An 18491-nucleotide genomic window follows, 5' to 3' on the forward strand; every position below is an offset into this window, starting at 1 on the left:
GTCACCCAGTGTCGGCCACCGAGGCCGCCTTGGCGGGACCGGACTCGCCGATACGGCCGGATTCGGTCCAGCCGTAGCGCGCGTGCCACCGCGCGAGCGGGCCGGGCGCCCACCAGTTCGCGCGCCCGGCCAGCCGCATGAACGCGGGCACGAGCACGCCCCTGACCAGTGTCGCGTCCATCAGCACGGCGAGCGTCAGCCCGGTGCCGAACATCTGCATGAACGACACGGACCCGGTCGCCAGCGCGGCGAACACGATCGCCATCAGGACCGCGGCGGCCGTGACGATCCGGCCGGTGTGCCCGAGGCCGAGGCTCACCGCGCGCTCGTTGTCGGCCGGCGTGCGCCCGGATTCGAGCCAGTGCTCGCGGATGCGGGCGAGCAGGAACACCTCGTAGTCCATCGAAATCCCGAACGACAGGCAGAACATCAGCAACGGCATGGTCGCCACGAGGTATCCGGTGACGGTCGAACCGTGGAGCGAGGAGAGGTGACCGTCCTGGAAGATCCACACCATCGCGCCGAAGGTCGCCGACAACGACAGCGTGTTGAGCACGAGTGCCTTGAGCGGCAACAGAATGCTGCCGGTGAGCAGGAACAGCACCACGAACGTGGTGGCGGCGATGAGCGCGATCGCCAGCGGCAGCCGGTCGCCGAGCGCGGCGACGCTGTCCTCGTTCTCCGCCGCCAGCCCGGTGAACAGCGCTTCGCCGGGGGACGGCGCGGCCTTGACCGCTTCGAGCACCTTCTTGCCCTCGTCGGACATCGGATCGAGGCCGGTGCGCACGGCGAGGTATGCGCTCGCCCCGGACACCATCGGCGCACCGGACGGCGGCGCCACCTGACCGCCCGCCGCGTAGGTGCCGGTGGCCGAGCTGACCCCGGTGACGCCGCCGATGCGCGACAGCGCCGTCGCGTACCGGTCGAGCGCGCCGGGTTCCCCGGACACTTCGGGCAGTACCACGGTGATCGTCGCCGCCGCGTTCGACGCGAACCCGGTGCGCAGCGCGTCGCCGACCTGATGGCTCGACGACACGGGCGGCAGCACCCTGTCGTCGGGGTAGCCGAACCGGACGCCGAGGAACGGGGAACCGAGCACCAGCAGCAACGCGGTGACGGCGAGCCCCGCCGGTACCGCGCGGCGCATCACGGCCGACGCCACCCGGTACCAGAAGCTCCGCTCGGCGGGAACCGGCCGCGGCGGCGGGCGACGCAGCCAGCGGCGGATCGGCACCCTGATGTCGAGCGCGTCCAGGCGCGGCCCGAGGACGGTGAGCAGCGCGGGCACCACCACGAGCGACGCGAGCGCGGCCAGCGCGACCACCCCGATGCCCGCGTAGGCGAAGGATCGCAGGAAGTAGACCGGGAAGACGGCGAGCGCGGCCAGGGACAGTCCGACCGTCAGCGCGGAGAACAGCACTGTGCGGCCCGCCGTTCTCATGGCGACTCGTACCGCGTCGGCCGGGGCAAGCCCGGATCGTGCCTCTTCGCGATACCGGCTGACGATGAAGAGGCTGTAGTCGATGGCCAGCGCGAGGCCGAGTGCGGTGGTCAGGTTCATCGCGTAGACCGACACCGGGGTCACCGCCGTCAGGCCGCGCAGGAGTGCGAGTGTTCCCGCGATCGAGAAGAGCCCGACCGCGAGCGGTACCAGCGCCGCGACGACGCTGCCGAACACCCAGATCAGCACCAGCCCGGTCAGCGGGACGGCGACCAGCTCCGCCGTCGTGAGATCGGCGGTCACCCGGTCGGACACCTGGTGGTAGGCGATCGCCTGGCCGCCCGCCGTCACGGTCGCGCCGGGCACCGGGTCGGCGAGGAGCCGGTCGACGATCGCGGCGGCCCGTTTCGGCGCCTGGTCGTCGTCCCCGGTGACGGTGGCCACGACGAGCCCGGAGCGCGCGTCGTCGGCGCGCAGCCCGGGCGCGACCGGGGCGGGCGCGGTCCAGTACGACTCGGCCTGCCGCGCGTCGGGCTCCCCGCGCAGCGCGCCGACGAGCCGCTCGCCCTCCGCCCGCGCCGCGGCGTCGTCGGCACCGCCCGGCGCGCTCACCTGGAGCACGAGATTCGGGTCGCCCGCGTGGAAACGGCCGGCCAGCAGGTCGTTCGCCGCGGTGGATGACGCGCCGGGATCGGCGAAACCGCCCGCGGAAAGGTGATCGGCGACCGGCACCCCGAACACCGCGCCCGCGATCAGGACGAACGCGGCGAATCCGAGGATCCGCTTGGGGACCCGGATGCCCAGATCGGCGAGACGCGTGAGCACGGTAGTTCCCCCGGTATGCCGCCCAGATGGTTAACGTCGATATGTTAACCACGATAAGTTAGCGCCGTCAATCAACTCGTGCCGCCGCCGAGGAGCGGACGCAGCGCGGAGACGACGGCGGTCACCCGGCGGGAGCCGACTCCGTCCGTGACCGACGCCGGATGCGAGGTCAGCACGACCACGACGTAGCGGTTGCCCTCGCCGACGAGGCCCGAGGTGTGCAGGATCCGGGCCGGGCGGCAGCACGACCAGCCCTGCTTCACCGCCCACGGCAGGCCGTTCGCCGCGTCCGGGATCCCGACGTACTGCCGGAAACCGTCGGTCCCGGCCTCGGTCGCCTCCGCGAGCGCGGAAAGGATCGTCTCCGCGGCGTGTTCGAGCAGGTAGCGGTAGATCCGGACGACGTCGGCCGCGGTGACCGGGTACGAATCCGTCACCACCGCGGTGGTGGACGAACCCGGCAGGCTCCCCGGCTAGCGATCCGTTCGTTCGGCCGTCCACATCGGACGGTCGGACGGGACCTCGTGCACTGTCCGATGAGGACGGTGCCGTGGCCACCCAGTCACGGCAGCGGTGCACCTCGCGCGCTGAGGTAGAGCGAATACCACTCGACGCCGGACATGGCCGCGGCCTGAGCTGGCGCGTCCGCGCAGGCCAGCACGCGATCGGGTGAGGTGGTGCCGACGACCGGCTCGATCCCCGCGGGGTGGCGCATGAGCCAGCCGAGCACGATCGCCTCCGGCGTGGTGCCCTTCGCCGACGCCAGCTCCGCGACCAGCGCGGTGGTGCTCGCCTCGGTCCGAGATCCGGCACCGGTGTAGACCCCCCGCGCGAGCGCGCCCCACGCCTGCAACCGGACCGCGTTCGCGCGGCAGTATTCGAGGGTGCCTTCCGGGAACCGGTCGTGACCGGGATGGTTGACCAGCACGCCCGCGTCGACCCAGTCCCGTTTGCGCAGGCTCATTTCGAGCTGGTTCACCACCAGCGGTTCGTCGAGGGACCGTTGCAGGTAGGCCATCTGCGCCGCGGACATGTTCGACACGCCGAGCGCGCCGACCCTGCCCTCCGCGCGCAGCTCCGCGAACGCGGCGGCGACCTCGTCCGGTTCCAGCAGCGGATCCGGCCGGTGCAGCAGCAGGACGTCGACGAAGTCGGTGCCGAGCCGGTCGAGGCTGCCCCGGACGCGCTCGAGGATCGAGCCGCGGCTGAGGTCGTAGTAGGCGTCGAGCCCGTTCTCGCCGAGCCTGATCCCGCACTTGGTCTGGATGCGGATCCGCTCGCGCACCCCGGGGTGCCGCGCGAGCACCGCGCCGAGTGCCGCCTCGGACTTGCCGTGCCGGTAGATATCGGCCTGGTCGAACCACGTGATCCCGGCATCGAGCGCGGCGAAGACCGCGCGCTCGGCCACGTCGACGTCCTCAGTGGTCAGTGGCTCGGCCGACCAGGCGCCGCCGAGTCCCATGCAGCCGTAGACCAGTTCCGCGCTCATCGCCGAACCCTAACCCGTCCGGCCCGGACGCTCAGTGCACGGGAATGGCCGGGCCGAACGCCGCGTCCTGCTTCGGAACTGTCCTTTCGTGACAGCGTCCGGGGTTACCCCGCCGCCGAACGCACCGCGGTGGCGATCTCGCCCGCCGCGGCGAACGCGGCTTCCTCGCCGGTGCCCGGCACCGGGATGAGCACGACCGAATCGCTGCCCGCCGCGTGGAGTTCGGCGATCCGGTCCGCGCACTGCCGAGGGGTACCCGAGACGCTGAGCCGGTCGACCCATTCCGGGCGCAGTTTCGCCGGGAGCTCGCCCGCGTCGATCGCCGCGAGCAGTTCTTCGCCGAACGGCAGCGGCCGCACGTGCGGCGCGACCTTCGCGCTCATCCGGCTCAGCGTGCCGCGGACCGCCTCTCGCGCGGTTTCGGGATCGTCGTCGGCGGCGAACCAGGTGTAGGTGACCACGGTGTGGCGCGCGGGATCGCCGCCACCGGCCTCGATCGCGGCCAGCGCGGACCGCAGGTATTCCGGCGACGCCGGCTCCGCGAGGATCGTCCCGTCCGCCTCCGCGCCGGAGACGGCCAGCGACTTCGGCCCGCGCACACCGGCGAACACCGGCGGAACGACCGCGGGTGGGAACTCGAGGCGGACGTCGTCGAGCCGCACGTGCTTTCCGTCCACAGTGACCTGTTCACCCGCGAGCAGGCGGCGCACCGCGGACAGCGTTTCCCGCAACGCGGCCAGCGGCGACGGCGGGTACTCGCCGATCTGGCGCATCCAGTCGGGCACGCCGTGGCCGAACCCCGCGATCAGCCTGCCAGGGTGCAGCGTGGCCAGCGCCGCCAGTTCCATCGCCGCGATGGCCGCGTTGCGCGCGACGGTCGGCAGGACCCCGATACCGACCGTGATCGCCTCGGTGGCCGCCAGCGCCGTCGCCGCATTGGCGATCCCGCCGGTGTAGAAGCAGTCCTCGACGACCCACAGCTCGTCGAGGCCCGACCGCTCGGCTTCCTGGGAAAGCCGCACGAGACGGCTCGCGGGGATACGGCACGGGAACATCGCTCCGACACGCTTCGCCATACGCGAATCCTTACAGACCCCCGTGGCGCGGGGAAGCGGCTTCCGGCCGGACACGGCACCACGTCCCCGGCGCAGATTCGGCGGATGGCGGGGTCTTCCACGACGGCAAGGGGGCTGCGGTGAGAGCCAACCGGTGAAATTCTCCGGACGATTCCCGTGCCCGGCGGCGCTCGGTCGCTTCCTGGCGTGAGCACGGTCCTTTTCCCGCGTTCGCCAGCGGCCGTGCCGGGTCCCTTGTAGGCTCCCGGCGTCTTGATGTGGAACTGGGGGGATTCAGGATGAAACGACGGCTCGTACTGGCCTGTTCGCTGGTGGCCGCTTCGGTGGTGGTGCCGAGCGCGACGGCGACCGCGGCGGCACCGGTATGCGGCGGGGTCTCGGTCGGCCCGGAGCAGGTCGTCGTCCCGGACGCGACGAGGGATTCGCTCGGACTGGACGGCTGGTCGGACACCGCGCTCGGGGTGCTGAGGGACGGACCGGGGAACTACACCTTCCTCGGTGTCGCCGCCTTTCGCGGGACACCGCAGCACCCGCAGAGCATCGCGGTCACCAAGGGGAACCTCGACAACCCGGTCGCGGGCGGGGTGGCGCACGTCGGCTCCGTGGAGAACTGGCCCGGCGACGCGCGCTGGGCAGGCGGCGGCCCGGTCTACCGCGACCCGCAAAGCGGCACCGTGCTGCAGACCTTGCACATCGAGCGGCACTTCGACCTCCAGGACCCGGCGAAGGGCTACTACTCCGAGCTGCACCTCGGCCGCTTCGACCCGGCCACCGGGGTCACCACCGATCTCGGCCCGGTGATCACCCCGGCACTGGACTTCGAGACCGCGAAAGCGCACCACTGGAACGCCGATGTCGGCACCTCGTCGCTGACCGTCGTGGACGGCTACCTGCGGATGCACTACCCCGACTACTACGCCAAACCCGACAACACACCCGGGTACACGTCGTTCTCCTCGGCACGGGCGCCACTGGCGGACGTGCTGGCGGCGGCGAAGCAGGGAACCGTCGTCAAATGGTCCAAGTTCCACGACGGCGCCTGGAACTCGCCGGGGCTCGGCGGGCCGTCGTCGGACCTGCGCCCGAACCAGACCCTGTCCTGGCACCCGAGCACCGTGCGGACCGCGAGCGGCGGGCTCGCGATGGCGTTCGGGACGAACCCGAGCGAAATGCGGTTCACCACCACGGCCACCGACGGCACGTCCGGCTGGGCCCCCGAGGTCCCGTTGCTGCGCGATCCCGACCACTTCGACGCCTATCCGAACCTGGTCGGCACCGGTGACGACCCGTCGGTGCTGTCGAACCAGTTCTACCTCTACTACCTGCAGTGGGCGAACCCGAAGCCGGACTGGGCCAACGCGCGCATCATGCGCCGCACGGTGACCTGTACCGCGGGGCTGCCTTCGGGCACGACCGCGTTCGTCCGCTACACCGACGGCTCCCGCCACGAGGTCACGACGGGCCCGGTGAGCGACGCCAGGATGCACCCCGAACAGGGCGGCACCTGGTACCTGAAGGCGGGGGAGACCGCGGGCACCAAACCGCTGTACGAATGCCGCCTCGGGGCCAGGGACCACTTCGTCTCGCTCGACGCCGGGTGCGAGGGCAGCGGGAACGTCATCAAGCACACCGCGGGCTGGATCTACACCAGCCCGCCCGCCGCGCCGAACACGCCGCTCTACCGCTGTCACGCCGGCGGCATCGACGACCACTACGTGTCGATCATGACCGACTGCGAGAAGGCGCCGGGCGCGAAGAACGAAGGCCTGCTCGGCTACGCGCTGACCGGACCGGGGCACTCCGCACCCCCGCACCCCTGACGCCGTCCACAGTGGACTTTTCAGGGGCCGAGGGACCTGCCGTCAGGGGACATCCATCCGGGACCCCGTGCGCGAAGGGGATCGCGCCGGGTCCCGAAGGTGGCTTCGCCGACGCTCGGCGTGCCGGACGGCCCCCGCCGCGGCGACGACGGCGACCACTGTCAGCGGATATCCCATGGCGATCTTCGCGAACGCCAGCCAGCCGGTGAGATCCTCGCCGTAGAGCCAGTTCTGGACGAGGAACCGGGCGCCGAACACCGCCGCGGCGGCCGCGGTCGCCAGGTCGTAGCCGCGCACCGACGACCGGTCGCGCCGCCAGGTCAGGGGCGCCCGGTTCGCGACGCTCCACAGCACGCCCACGAGCGGGCGGCGCACCACGATCGACACCACCAGCGCACCGGCACCTGCCAGCGCCCACCAGATGTCGACGACGAAGTAGCCCTTCGCCGAACCGGTGCGGTAGGCGATGAACGACGCGATCGCGATCCCGGCGAACCCGCCGATCGCGGGGTTGAGCGGCTGCCCGCGGGCGATCCTGAGCACCAGGAACGCCACCGCGATACCGAGGGCGCACCAGATCCCGGCGGCCAGGCCCGCGAACGAGTTGACGATGGCGAAGGTCGTCGGCGGGAGCGCCGAGAAGAACAGGCCCGAGAGCCCGCCCGTCTGCTCCCACAGCGTGGGCGGCCGTTTCGCGGCCGTGTCTTGCGCGAGGGGAGGCATGTGGTCGTGCTCCGTCCGACGGGTTCGGGATCCTCTTCACGCTAAGGTCCCGGTGCGCCGCGAACATCAACCGCATAGTCGAGGCGCCGATGGAAAAGCACTGGTAGCGCCCTTGGGCACGCGAGGAACGGCGGACGGTCAGGGTTCGCGATGGACAAGACGCCCGGCAGCGGAGGGATGGCCTCCGTGACAGACTCACCCGCGACCGCGAAGCTGTTTCGCGGGCAGAGCCGTACCGGGTGAAAGGGGTCCGATGTCCTCGGACGGGCAGGGGCTGGAGGTCGACGGTGCCGTCCGCGCGCTGCTGTTGCTGATGCCGCGCATGGTCGGACGGGTGAAGCGGATCCCGATTCCCGAAGAGCTCCAGTCGCTCTCCCTCGCGCCGCGGCACCTGTCGCTGTTGTCCTACCTGCTCTTCGACGGCGCGATGACGGTCAACGAACTCGCCGAACGGCTCGAAGTGGCGCCGGCCACGGTCAGCTTGATGGTCTCCGAGCTCAGCCGGAAGGGCCTCCTCGCGCGCGAGGAGGATGACGCCGACCGCAGGCGGCGCATCGTCAGCATCACCGACCGGCACCTTCCCGCGATCAAGGAGTGGCTGGCGCAGGGGGCGACCGCGTGGCAGTCGGCGCTGGCGCCCCTCACCCCGGTCGAACGCCGCCTGTTCGTGGACACCTTGCGCGCCTACGAAAGCGCGGTCAGCGGCGAGTCGACTCCCGGATGACGAGCGACGGCTCGTAGACGACCGCACGATGCCCGGGTTGCTCGCCGTCACCGGTCTCGGCGATCAGCAGATCCGCCGCGGTGCGCCCGATCAGCCTCGCCGGCTGGCGGACCGAGGTCAGCGGGACCGCGGCGGCACCGGCGAATTCGATGTCGTCGTAGCCGACGATCGCGACCTCTCCCGGAACCGCGACGCCCGCGCCGACCATCGCCTGGAGCACGCCGAGCGCCAGCAGGTCGTTGGCGCAGAAGACAGCCGTCGGCCGGGGCGTGCGCGCGAGCAGCCGGGTGCCCGCCTCGCGTCCCGACGCCACGTCGAGCGCCGGAACCTCCATTGTGGACAGCTCGGTGCCGGAGCCCGCCAGCGCGGCCTCCAGCCCGTGCCGCCGGTCCCGGCACTGGGCGAGCACCTCGGGCCCGTTGACGAACGCGATCCGGCGATGCCCCGTTTCGAGCAGGTGCCGCCCGGCGAGCATGCCGCCCACGACGTCGTCGACGGACACCGAACTCACCTCGTCCGCGGGTGCGGTGCGGTCGACCAGCACGAACGGGATCCGGCTCCGGCGGAACGCGCACAACGCCCCGGCATCGGTGGTCACCGGGCTCAGCAGCACACCGCGGACCCGCTGCTCGGCGAACATCGAGAGGTAGGACGCCTCGGTGTCGATCTGCTGGGAACTGGTGCAGGTGACGACGTTGAGGCCGGCTTCCCTCGCCGCCTCTTCGGCACCGCGGGCCACGTCGACGAAGAACGGGTTGCCGAGATCGAGCACGAGCAGCCCCAGCACCCTGCTGCGCCCGGCCCGGAGCTGCCGCGCGGACTCGTCGCGCACGTAGCCGAGTTCGTCGATCACGGCGAGCACCTTCGCGCGCGTCGCGTCCGACACCACGTCCGGGCGGTTGACCACGTTGGACACCGTGCCGATGGAAACGCCCGCCCGTCGCGCGACATCCTTGATGCCAACCATGTGTGGCCCCCTTGTCACTCGCCGCAGCGCAGCTTAGCATCGGGATGAAACGTTTCAGTTCGCTATCTTCGGATGTGCTGCCCGGAGCCGAGGAGTTTTCGTGGAACCAGTTTCAGCGGACGCGGTCAAAGCACGTCTGGCCACACAGGCGATCGAAACGCCTTCATGGGCGTACGGGAACTCGGGCACCCGCTTCAAGGTGTTCGCGCAGCAGGGCGTACCCCGCACCGTCGAGGAGAAGATCGACGACGCCGCGCAGGTGCACGCCTTCACCGGGGTGGCGCCGAGCGTGGCGCTGCACATCCCGTGGGACACGGTCGAGGACTACGGCAAACTCGCCGACTACGCCGCGTCGGCGGGAATCCGGCTCGGCACCGTCAACTCCAACGTGTTCCAGGACGACGACTACCGGCTCGGCAGCGTCACCAACCCGGATCCGCGCATCCGCCGCAAGGCCGTGGCGCATCTGCTCGACTGCGTGGACGTGCTGGACGCGACCGGGTCGCGCGATCTGAAGCTGTGGTTCTCCGACGGGACGAACTACCCGGGGCAGGACGACATCAGGGCCCGGCAGGACCGGCTCGCCGAAGCGCTCGCGACCGTCTACACGCGACTCGGCGACGACCAGCGCATGCTGCTCGAATACAAGCTCTTCGAGCCGGCGTTCTACACGATGGACGTGCCCGACTGGGGCACCTCGTACGCGCACTGCCTCGAACTGGGGCCGAAGGCGCGGGTGTGCGTCGACACCGGGCACCACGCGCCGGGGACCAACATCGAGTTCATCGTCGCGTTCCTGCTGCGTGCGGGCAAACTCGGCGCCTTCGACTTCAACTCGCGGTTCTACGCCGACGACGACCTCATGGTCGGCGCCGCCGATCCGTTCCAGCTGTTCCGGATCCTCCACGAGGTGGTGCGCGGCGGCGGGTACGAGCCGTCCGCGGGCGTGGCGTTCATGCTCGATCAATGCCACAACATCGAACCCAAGATCCCCGGCCAGATCCGGTCGGTGTGCAACGTCCAGGAGGCGACCGCGAAGGCGCTGCTCGTCGACACCGCCGCACTCGCCGGGGCGCAGCGCTCCGGCGACGTGATCGCGGCGAACGACGTGCTGATGGACGCCTACCACACCGATGTGCGGCCGATGCTCGCCGAACTGCGCGCTGAACGCGGCCTCGACCCCGATCCGCTGGCCGCCTACCGCCGCTCCGGCTACGCGGAACGGATCGTCGCCGAGCGGATCGGCGGCAGCCAGGCCGGCTGGGGAGCGTGACCGGGGGCGATGGCGCGCGCGGCGGCGACCGGGCATCCTTGAGCACTGCCGGGTAAGTGCGACGAGGGGTGCGAGTGGTGGCCGACCTGTCCGATGTGGAGCGCATGGTGGACGACTGGGAACGCGACGCGGTGGCGAAGTCCCAGCGCTACGCCGAGATGCAGGAGCGGGTCGAGCAGATCTCGATCACCGGCTCGGTGGCCGGCGGCGCGGTGAGCGTGACGGTCGGGCCGAACGGGTTGCCGACCGACGTCGGGATGACCGACGCCGTGCTGCGCATGCGGCCGGACGAGATCGCCGCGAACGTGCTGCGCGCCATGCGGAAGGCGCAGTCGCAGTACCCCGACCGGATGCGGGAGATCGTCGCGGGCACGGTCGGCGACGACGACGCCTCCCGGCACATCGTGGCCACCGCGGAGGAGAACTTCCCGCCCGCGCCGGAGGAGGACGAGGAACCGGCAGCGGAAGCGCCCGGTCGTCAGCTGAGGATCGAAACCGAGGCCGAGGACGAGCCGCCCGCGCCGAAACCGCCGCGACGACCGGAGCCCGGCGGCGCCGGTGAGCACGGCCGCCGCCGGCGTGGCGGTGGTGACGATGGCGACGACGGGGACGACGGGGACTTCGGCGAGGACCAGACGTTCCTCCGGCGGGACTGAGCCTCAGCTCGCGTCCTCACCGGGCGGCCGGGTCCCGAGCAGCCGGTGCGCCCGCAGCGCGACCTGCATGTCGAACTTGGCCGAGGAGCTGGAGAGCTTGTTCCCGAACAGGTCGACGAGCTGGCTCAGCCGGTAGCGGACGGTCTGCGGGTGGATCTTCAGCCTGCCCGCGATCTCCGGAGTGCTGCCGTCGCAGTCGAGCCACGCCAGCAGCGTCTCGCCGAGCCGCACCTGCTGTTTCGGCGTGAGGCCGTCGAGCGGCTCCAGCGCCTGCCGGGTCAGCTCGTCGAGCAGGAACTCGTCGAGCAGCAGCCACAGCTTGGACAGGTGCTCGCCGGCACGGGTGATCGGGGCGTCCTCGACGATCCCGCGGCGGACGAGGTCCATGGTCCGGTACGCCCAGTGCAGGGAGGTGGCCGCGTCGGCGAGCCGCACGCTGGGGCCGACGGCGGCTCGCCAGCCGGTCATCTCGGTGCGCAGCGTGCGCAGATCGCGCGCCGGGTCGGCGGTCACCAGGCACGGCCTGGCGCCTTCGAGGTCGAGCAGCACGTCGTCGGGCACTGACGGCGCCGGGTGTTCGAGGTCGTGGCCGTCGCGCGGTTCCAGCGCGACGACGGTGACCCGGTCCGGCAGCGGCCAGTTCGCCGCGGCCGCCATCGACGCGATCGTCTGGGGTGAGGACGGGGGAGTGGCGAGGATCAGTTCGAGCAGCCGGTGCCGCCTGCGTTCGAGCGTGCCCGCCGCGCGGGCCTGCGCCATCGTGTAGCCCTCGACGGAACAGGACGAGATCTCGTCGACGTAGGCGAAGATCGCTTCGGCGGTGACGCACAGCATCGGCGCCGGGAGGCGCAGCGCCTGGCCGAAGGCCGAGATGTACCGCCAGGCGGCCCTGCCGCCGACCCGGTACGCGGCCTGCAGCGAGTTGAGGCTCCGCCCGTCGAGGAAGACCCGCCTGCCGACCTCCCGGAACAGTTCGACCCAGTCGTCCTCGGCCGCGCGGAGGTCCTCGATGCTGTCGATGCAGCTCACCACCGCTTTTTCGATCGCTCTCGTGATGACCGCGCCGAACTGGCCTTCCAGGGGCTGCGCGTACTCGGGGACCGAACCCTGGATCTCGGTCAGGATCTTCCCGGCGACGGTGCCCATATGCGGGCGGAACCGCTTGGCGACGTCCGCCGGGAGGGAGAACCACAAGGTGAGCGCGGGACTCGCGGAGGCGGTTCCCCGCTCGGGGGCCGCCTCCGGGCGGCGGATCCGGCTGCTGGCGGGATGGTTCATGCTGCGTTCCCCACTTCCACGTCGAAGCGGCGTTCGGTCCCCGTGCCCGGCCTCGCGGCGGACGCCGGGCACCGTTGCCATGCACTCACGGCCGGTTCCGTTTGGCAACAGCCGGAAGTCGTTCACGGTCCACAATCGTGTCAGAGTGCGCATTCGCGGTGCCGCTGTTCGATGGATGATGACAATTTTCCGGGACGCGCGAGGAACGGGCGACGCCGAATCTCATCGACGGCGGCCGCGCGTGCGGGCGACCGGGCACTGTGCCCTGGTTAGTGCGGCAGGACCGGAAATCTCGTTCCCGGGTGACAAGGGTGCAGTTGTTCGTTGGTGGGCGGCGCGGCGCGCTGCTACCGTGTTACTCGCCAGTAAACAACGGGCCGGAAAGCCCCTTGCTCCCTCATTCTCTCGCACTATTCGCGGGAACGGTGACCATGGCTGCCCGAATTCAGGTCGTCTCACCCGAAGGGTTTTCAAGGCATGCGACGGACGAAATGCGGAAGACCCTGGTCGCCGGGCGGCGGCGCCAACGGCGGTATCCCGGTCCCCGGTGGCTACCCGTCGAATACCGCGACGTCGGCGACCAGCCGTGCTCGTCGTGCCCTCGCCGGTCGATGAGGTGCCGGGAGCCGGGCTAGTGCGGACGGCCGTGGCCCCCGTGGTCGTTTGCGCGGAAGGACAAGCCCTCCTGGCTCAACGGGCAATGCGGCGGCCTTCGAGAGGTGGCACAGTGATCATCCGCGGCCGAAGTCGACTGGTGGCTTTCGGCAGGGTAAGGCGGGAACGTGCTCCGTTCGCGTGGGGAACCCGGGGATGGCGCGGCTTTCACCGGCGCCATCCCCGGCCGCTACCGGGCCGGCGACCTCGCTACGACAGCAGCGCCTGCAGTTCGAGTACCGCCTCGGTGAGCTTGGCCGCGAACTGGTGCATTTCGTCGGCCACCGGCAACGGCGTGCTCAGGTAGATGTTCCACCGGTCGGGGAGCAGCACGTAGGCGACGCCGATGCACTGGGTGCTGGTGGAGCCGAAGCCGAAGTACTGGATGTGCTCCGACGGCGCCGAGCTGGTGCTGAGGTAGTCGTCCCGCATCTTCAGCCAGCCGGGCGTTTCGTACAGGGCGAGCGGTTCCTCGCCGCCCTGCCGCCGGTGGATGAGCTGTAGCTCCCACAGGTGCTGCTCGGGGACCTGGCCGGCCTGGCACTCCTTCGCCCGTGCGACGTGCCGGCGTGCGGCCTCGTGGAACGCCGCCTTCTTGGCCTCCCGGTCCGCGCCCGGATCGTCCATTGTGGAAACGAACGCCAGCACCTCCGGGGTGACCACGCGCATCGCTTCGGTGCGGCCGTTCTGGTACTGCCTCGTCGCGATCGACTCGTAGGTCGCACCGGTGAAACCCTTGCTGCGCTTGTGCGCGAGCTGGTAGGCGAGCTGGGCGAAGGCATCCGGTGACGAGCCGAGCGCCTTCGCCTGGTTGGTGCCGAAGTCCTCGAACGACACCGTAGTGGTGGCGGTGGCGGCACCGTAGGCGGCGAACGCCTCGGCGGCGGCCGTCACGTCGGCGCGCAGGGCCTCGTCGAGGACGAAGTCGACCGGTTCGATCGCGGGCAAGCCCTGCGAGGTCGCGCCGGACGCGGCCGAGTGCTCCTCGGGAGCCCCGTTCAGCAAGGTGTCGACGAAGCTCAGGATCGTCGTGCCGTCGAGGCCGCAGTGCTCGACGTTGATCCCGGCGTTGCCGTCTTCGAACACCACGAACGACACGGCCTTGTCGAACCACCGGTTGCCGCGGTCGCCGTACAGGAGTTCGTCGCAGGCCTGCTGGGTGTCCCGCGGTGCGAAGTCCTCGAGGCACACGCAGAACAACGCCGTCTCGATCGTGTCCAGCGCCTCGGCGTTGGCCGGGTCGAGCGCGATCAGCGACTGGCGGGAGGCCGCCCACTCCGCCCGCGCCTTCGTGGTCAGGTGCCCGACGGCGTCGCCGACCGGGTTCTCGTTCGCGGCGGCCTTCTTGACGGCTTCCAGCCCGGCGGAGAGGTCGTCGAGGTCGTACGGGACACCGTCGGGTCCCAGCACGTCCATGCGGATCATGTTGCCGCGGCAGAACACCACGATGTGCCGTGCCGTCGACGGGCCGGGCTCGGCGTCGCTGTAGGGCGCCCGGACGGTGTCCAGCACCTCGCCGGGAATGCGGGTGGCGGAGAACAGGAACTTGTTCTGCGCCATGGACAACGCCTGACCGCGCTGGATGATCGGCGGGATCAGCTCGTCGTCGAGCTTGCGCTTGTACCCCACCGCGCCCGCGATCAGCCCCGCCGCGCGCTCGATCTGGGACTGGCCGGACGCGGCGAAGAGGAAGAAGAAGTTCGCGTTGAGCGCGATCCGGTCACGGCGGCCGAGGTAGCGGTACGGCCAGAACGTGTCGAGCCAGCTCTCCACGCCGTCGCTGGAGTTGTAGCGTTCGAGCTCAGCCTGCAGCTTGCGCGCGAGTCCGCCTTCGTGCAGGAACGCGGCGACCGCGTTCTCGGTGACGGCCAGCTCGTCCGGCGTCAGCAGCGGTCCGCACCACGCGAGGAACTTCTCGCAGCTGTCCTCCAGCGTGGGCAGCGGCACCCTCGGCAACCGGCTCTCGTTGCCGAACGTGCGGGTCGACCATTCCTGGCTGCTTGTCACTGTCATCCTCGGTGTCACTCGATGTCTTCGGCTGGTTCCGGTCCGCTCGGCGGAAACCCTAGTCGAGCAGCGTGTCGCCGCGCACAGACCGTCGCGCGGCGGCGAGATGGGCGGGCAGCACCCTGCCGAAGAGCTGCCTCGTGCGCTCGACGCTGCCGATCACGCCCTGCCGCTCGCTGTAGGCGAAGATCGCGGAGTGCCGTGCCGTCGTGCCGTGCACGGCCGTGACGCGGTGCAGCGAGTAGCGGCCCTTGAACAGCTGAAGGTCACCCGGCCGCAGCGTCAGCTCGCGAACCAGCCGCCCGCCGTCGCCGTCCAGCACGGACCGGACGTCGTCGAAGTTCTCGGCCTCGGCGGAGCGGATGTTCGGGCAGTACTCGAACGCGCCGCCGGTTTCGGAGTCCTGGGTCAGCATGCTGACGGTGAACTCGTTGACGTCGAAGTGCCACGGGTGCGACATGCCCGGTTCCACCACGTTGAGCACCAGCCCGGACAGCGGGTCGGCGAGTTCGTGCACGAGGGGCAGTTCGAAGCAGTCCGCGACGAAGCGCCGGAACACGGCGCTGGTGTAGAGCCGCTGGACGATCGCGCCCGCCGGGATGCGGTCACGCGCGACGAAGGCGTTGCCGCGTTCCATCGTCATCCGGCCGGGGTGGCCCTCCGGCAGCGGCGTGTCCGTCGCGATGTTGTACGCGTTGACGATCTCGCTGTCGAAGTGCGCCGACGGCGCGAGCTCCGCGCATTCGGCGCGCAGCACGTCGAGCAGTGCGGGCCGGACGAAGTCCCGCAGCACGCTGCAGCCGTCGCGACGGAGGTCGTCGCGTACCGCCGACACCGTCTCGGCCAAGGCGCCGCCGGACTCGATCAGCGGGTACCTCGTGGTGTCGACGACTTCCGCGATGCCTGCCGGATCGGTCGTCTCCAGGATCGCCGAGCCGCCACTGCGTCGTGACTGGTGCGCTGCCAAGGTCCCTACCTCCGCTGGGTGAGCCGCGTTTCGCCATCCGGGTTTAGCACAGGGAAAGGACCCGTTTCCCGGTCGTGAACGCGTTTGTGACACCTGCCACGCGGACGACTCGCCGAACTGTCGCCGTAATGGCGGTTGTCAAGATCGCCGAGTACCGATAGAGGTCGTTCCTGGTGGCCGGATGGTCCAGTACAGGGGTCCGAATGCCCGTTCGCGAATCTGGAATTGTATCTTCGGTATCAACCAGAACGCGGACAGTTTGCCATGTCCGGGAAACCGGAAATATCCGCCGAGTGGGCACTGGTGATTCCGCCGCCCGTCGTCACCGCGTGCCGGGGTCGTGACGGCGAAATTGTTGCGCCCTTCGCATCGTGGTGCGCAGGGTGCTGCCACACTCAGTCAGGAACGGATTGCCTCAAGGGAGGATGTGATCGGACGTGCGGGTCACGTAAATGCCGATATCTCTACCGAGGGTGAATGAATGCGCTGCCGGTTGCGCCGAAAGTGTGAACTGGCCGGAGATGACGAACGCGTGTCCTTCAGTCGTTCCCGGACGCCGGCGACGGCCGCCGCGACCGACCTACCACGCGGTATGCCGCGTTCACGGGCTCGTACGCGCCTCGTTCGAGGGTCCGCCCCTGCTATACAACGGGTGAAACCGCACGTCATGCCATCGCCGCATTGATTGTTGCCACTGTGCTGCCATAGATTGATCGCCAGGCGGTTTCGCGGACGATCAACGTCGATTTTTCGCGAACACCGTCCGAGTCGGGGCAAACGATCGAGATACGACGGTTCGGTGGCCGGTACCGCGCTGCGTGCGGCCGTTCCACCGATTTCACCGGCTCCCGGGGTGCGCCACGCGGAAGCGTGCGCACGCGCTTTTCGACCACCGTGATCTTCGTGTACGGCCGAACCCTGGAGTGATACGGAATGACGGATCTGACCTCGCATCCCGCGCAGGCTTTCGGTGCGGATCCCTTGCAGGTGCGGGACACCGACCACTACACCGACGAGTACGTGACCGGCTTCGTGGAGAAGTGGGACGAGCTCATCGACTGGAAGAAACGGTACGAGAGCGAAGGAAGCTTCTTCGTCGACCTGCTCAAGTCACGGCGGGTGAAATCGGTGCTCGACGTGGCGACCGGGACAGGGTTCCATTCGGTGCGGCTCCTCGAAGAGGGGTTCGAGACGGTGAGCGTCGACGGCAGCCCGGAAATGCTCGTCAAGGCGTTCGAAAACGGGAAGAACTACGGCGGCCACATCCTGCAGGTGGTGCACGCGGACTGGCGGTGGCTCAACCGGGACGTGCACGGCGAGTTCGACGCGGTGATCTGCCTCGGGAACTCCTTCACGCACCTGTTCTCCGAGCGCGACCGGCGCAAGGCGCTCGCCGAGTTCTACGCCGTGCTCAAGCACGACGGGATCCTGATCCTCGATCAGCGCAACTACGACGCGATCCTCGACAACGGGTTTTCCAGCAAGCACACGTACTACTACTGCGGGGACGCGGTGACCGCGGAACCGGAGTACATCGACGAGGGGCTGGCCAGGTTCCGGTACAGCTTCCCCGACCACTCCCAGTTCCACCTGAACATGTACCCGCTGCGCAAGGACTACGTCCGGCGCCTGCTCCGCGAGGTGGGATTCCAGCGCCTCGAAACCTACGGCGACTTCCAGGACACCTTCGCCGAGGACGAACCCGATTTCCTCATCCACGTCGCGGAGAAGAGTTACGTGAAGAGCGCAGAGGACGGCAGCACCTATTCGGCAGCGGTCACCGTCGCCCGTGACTACTACAACTCCGAGGACGCGGACAACTTCTACTTCACCATCTGGGGCGGCGAAGACATCCACATCGGACTCTACGACCGCCCCGGCGAGGAGATCGCGACGGCGAGCCGCCGGACGGTGGAACGGATGGCGGGCACCCTGCCGCTCACCGAGGCGAGCGCGGTACTGGACATCGGCTCCGGGTACGGCGGCGCGGCGAGGTACCTGGCCAGTACGTACGGCTGCCGGGTGTGGTGCCTGAACCTCAGCGAGGTGGAGAACGCCCGCAACCGCGCCCTGAACGCCGAGCAGGGACTGACCGGCCTGATCGAGGTGGTCGACGGCTCGTTCGAGGACCTGCCGTTCGAGGACAACCACTTCGACGCGGTGTGGTCGCAGGACGCGATGCTGCACAGCGGTGACCGCGTGCGGGTGCTGCAGGAGGTGTCCCGCGTGCTCAAACCGCGTGGCGACCTGGTGTTCACCGACCCGATGGCCTCGGACTCCGCCGGGCGCGGCGCACTTCGCCCGATACTGGACCGCCTGCACCTGGAGTCCATGGGATCACCGGGGTTCTACCGCCGCGAACTCAACCGGCTCGGTGTCAGCAGCCTGGAGTTCGAGGACCACACCGCCCAGGTTCCGACGCACTACGCCCGCGTGCTCGAAGAGACCGAGCGAGCCGAGCCCCAGCTCGCGGGCAGCGTCAGCGACGAATACCTGACCAGGATGAAGATCGGGCTGCGGCACTGGGTCGAGGGCGGGCACGCGGGGAACCTCGCGTGGGGAATCTTCCACGCCACGTTCTGAGCGGGCGC

15 protein-coding genes are annotated in these 18491 nt (G+C 69.8%); 5 read left to right on the plus strand and 10 right to left on the minus strand.

Going from position 1 to position 18491, the window contains the following annotated elements; genetic code table 11:
- Position 1: 1 nt before the first annotated feature.
- The 4 genes from ABD256_RS11910 to ABD256_RS11925 all read right to left on the minus strand — a co-directional run bounded on the left by ABD256_RS11910 (position 2) and on the right by ABD256_RS11925 (position 4831).
- Entirely contained in the window at positions 2-2266 is a 2265-nt protein-coding gene (locus ABD256_RS11910; protein WP_344416781.1) for an MMPL family transporter, read from the minus strand.
- A 71-nt stretch (positions 2267-2337) separates the two neighbouring features.
- On the minus strand, positions 2338-2703 hold the full coding sequence (locus tag ABD256_RS11915; protein WP_344416783.1) for a hypothetical protein: 366 nt from the start codon (positions 2701-2703) through the stop codon (positions 2338-2340).
- Positions 2704-2828: 125 nt separating this feature from the next.
- Positions 2829-3755, minus strand: a complete 927-nt coding sequence (locus ABD256_RS11920; RefSeq protein ID WP_344416786.1) for an aldo/keto reductase — start codon at positions 3753-3755, stop codon at positions 2829-2831.
- A gap of 104 nt (positions 3756-3859) precedes the next feature.
- Positions 3860-4831 carry an LLM class flavin-dependent oxidoreductase gene (locus ABD256_RS11925; RefSeq protein ID WP_344416788.1) on the minus strand — a complete coding sequence of 324 codons (972 nt, stop codon included), beginning with the start codon at positions 4829-4831 and terminating at the stop codon, positions 3860-3862.
- 278 nt (positions 4832-5109) lie between these two features.
- Here ABD256_RS11925 and ABD256_RS11930 point away from each other — a divergent pair, with 278 nt between their 5' ends.
- On the plus strand, positions 5110-6651 hold the full coding sequence (locus ABD256_RS11930) for a hypothetical protein (RefSeq protein ID WP_344416791.1): 1542 nt from the start codon (positions 5110-5112) through the stop codon (positions 6649-6651).
- A 42-nt stretch (positions 6652-6693) separates the two neighbouring features.
- Here ABD256_RS11930 and ABD256_RS11935 read toward each other — a convergent pair whose 3' ends face one another.
- Positions 6694-7374, minus strand: coding sequence for a DUF3159 domain-containing protein (locus ABD256_RS11935; RefSeq protein ID WP_344416794.1), 681 nt, complete (start codon positions 7372-7374; stop codon positions 6694-6696).
- A gap of 253 nt (positions 7375-7627) precedes the next feature.
- Here ABD256_RS11935 and ABD256_RS11940 point away from each other — a divergent pair, with 253 nt between their 5' ends.
- A complete protein-coding gene (locus ABD256_RS11940) occupies positions 7628-8098 on the plus strand; it encodes a MarR family winged helix-turn-helix transcriptional regulator (protein WP_344416796.1) in 471 nt (156 codons plus the stop codon).
- On the opposite strand, the gene ABD256_RS11945 is transcribed toward ABD256_RS11940, so the two are convergent.
- Positions 8073-9065 carry a LacI family DNA-binding transcriptional regulator gene (locus tag ABD256_RS11945; protein WP_344416798.1) on the minus strand — a complete coding sequence of 331 codons (993 nt, stop codon included), beginning with the start codon at positions 9063-9065 and terminating at the stop codon, positions 8073-8075. The two genes, ABD256_RS11940 and ABD256_RS11945, sit on opposite strands and share 26 nt — an antisense overlap.
- A 100-nt stretch (positions 9066-9165) precedes the next feature.
- On the opposite strand from ABD256_RS11945, the gene rhaI reads away from it, so the two are divergent.
- Both rhaI and ABD256_RS11955 read left to right on the plus strand, forming a co-directional pair.
- Positions 9166-10338, plus strand: a complete 1173-nt coding sequence (gene rhaI, locus ABD256_RS11950; RefSeq protein ID WP_344416800.1) for an L-rhamnose isomerase — start codon at positions 9166-9168, stop codon at positions 10336-10338.
- Between the two features lie 77 nt (positions 10339-10415).
- On the plus strand, positions 10416-10994 hold the full coding sequence (locus tag ABD256_RS11955; RefSeq protein WP_344416802.1) for a YbaB/EbfC family nucleoid-associated protein: 579 nt from the start codon (positions 10416-10418) through the stop codon (positions 10992-10994).
- A gap of 3 nt (positions 10995-10997) precedes the next feature.
- On the opposite strand, the gene ABD256_RS11960 is transcribed toward ABD256_RS11955, so the two are convergent.
- The 4 genes from ABD256_RS11960 to ABD256_RS11975 form a co-directional block, all read right to left on the minus strand.
- On the minus strand, positions 10998-12272 hold the full coding sequence (locus ABD256_RS11960; protein WP_344416804.1) for a PucR family transcriptional regulator: 1275 nt from the start codon (positions 12270-12272) through the stop codon (positions 10998-11000).
- 864 nt (positions 12273-13136) lie between these two features.
- A complete protein-coding gene (locus ABD256_RS11965) occupies positions 13137-14939 on the minus strand; it encodes a choline/carnitine O-acyltransferase (RefSeq protein WP_344416807.1) in 1803 nt (600 codons plus the stop codon).
- Between the two features lie 52 nt (positions 14940-14991).
- Entirely contained in the window at positions 14992-15858 is an 867-nt protein-coding gene (locus tag ABD256_RS11970) for a HalD/BesD family halogenase (protein WP_344417136.1), read from the minus strand.
- Positions 15859-16565: 707 nt separating this feature from the next.
- Positions 16566-16793 (minus strand): hypothetical protein, encoded by a 228-nt coding sequence (locus ABD256_RS11975; protein WP_344416809.1) that lies wholly within the window; start codon positions 16791-16793, stop codon positions 16566-16568.
- 40 nt (positions 16794-16833) lie between these two features.
- Here ABD256_RS11975 and ABD256_RS11980 point away from each other — a divergent pair, with 40 nt between their 5' ends.
- On the plus strand, positions 16834-18483 hold the full coding sequence (locus ABD256_RS11980) for a glycine/sarcosine N-methyltransferase (RefSeq protein ID WP_344416812.1): 1650 nt from the start codon (positions 16834-16836) through the stop codon (positions 18481-18483).
- The last annotated feature ends 8 nt before the right edge of the window (positions 18484-18491 follow it).

It is taken from the genome of Amycolatopsis minnesotensis (assembly GCF_039529815.1).
GTDB classification, from domain to species: Bacteria; Actinomycetota; Actinomycetes; order Mycobacteriales; family Pseudonocardiaceae; genus Amycolatopsis; species Amycolatopsis minnesotensis.

Excerpts from the sequence above, each read along its gene's own strand:
- ABD256_RS11920 (WP_344416786.1), bottom strand. The coding sequence starts at position 3,755 with ATGAGCGCGGAACTGGTCTACGGCTGCATGGGACTCGGCGGCGCCTGG.
- ABD256_RS11925 (WP_344416788.1), bottom strand. The coding sequence starts at position 4,831 with ATGGCGAAGCGTGTCGGAGCGATGTTCCCGTGCCGTATCCCCGCGAGC.
- ABD256_RS11930 (WP_344416791.1), top strand. The coding sequence starts at position 5,110 with ATGAAACGACGGCTCGTACTGGCCTGTTCGCTGGTGGCCGCTTCGGTG.
- ABD256_RS11935 (WP_344416794.1), bottom strand. The coding sequence starts at position 7,374 with ATGCCTCCCCTCGCGCAAGACACGGCCGCGAAACGGCCGCCCACGCTG.
- ABD256_RS11940 (WP_344416796.1), top strand. The coding sequence starts at position 7,628 with ATGTCCTCGGACGGGCAGGGGCTGGAGGTCGACGGTGCCGTCCGCGCG.
- ABD256_RS11945 (WP_344416798.1), bottom strand. The coding sequence starts at position 9,065 with ATGGTTGGCATCAAGGATGTCGCGCGACGGGCGGGCGTTTCCATCGGC.
- ABD256_RS11960 (WP_344416804.1), bottom strand. The coding sequence starts at position 12,272 with ATGAACCATCCCGCCAGCAGCCGGATCCGCCGCCCGGAGGCGGCCCCC.
- ABD256_RS11965 (WP_344416807.1), bottom strand. The coding sequence starts at position 14,939 with ATGACAGTGACAAGCAGCCAGGAATGGTCGACCCGCACGTTCGGCAAC.
- ABD256_RS11980 (WP_344416812.1), top strand. The coding sequence starts at position 16,834 with ATGACGGATCTGACCTCGCATCCCGCGCAGGCTTTCGGTGCGGATCCC.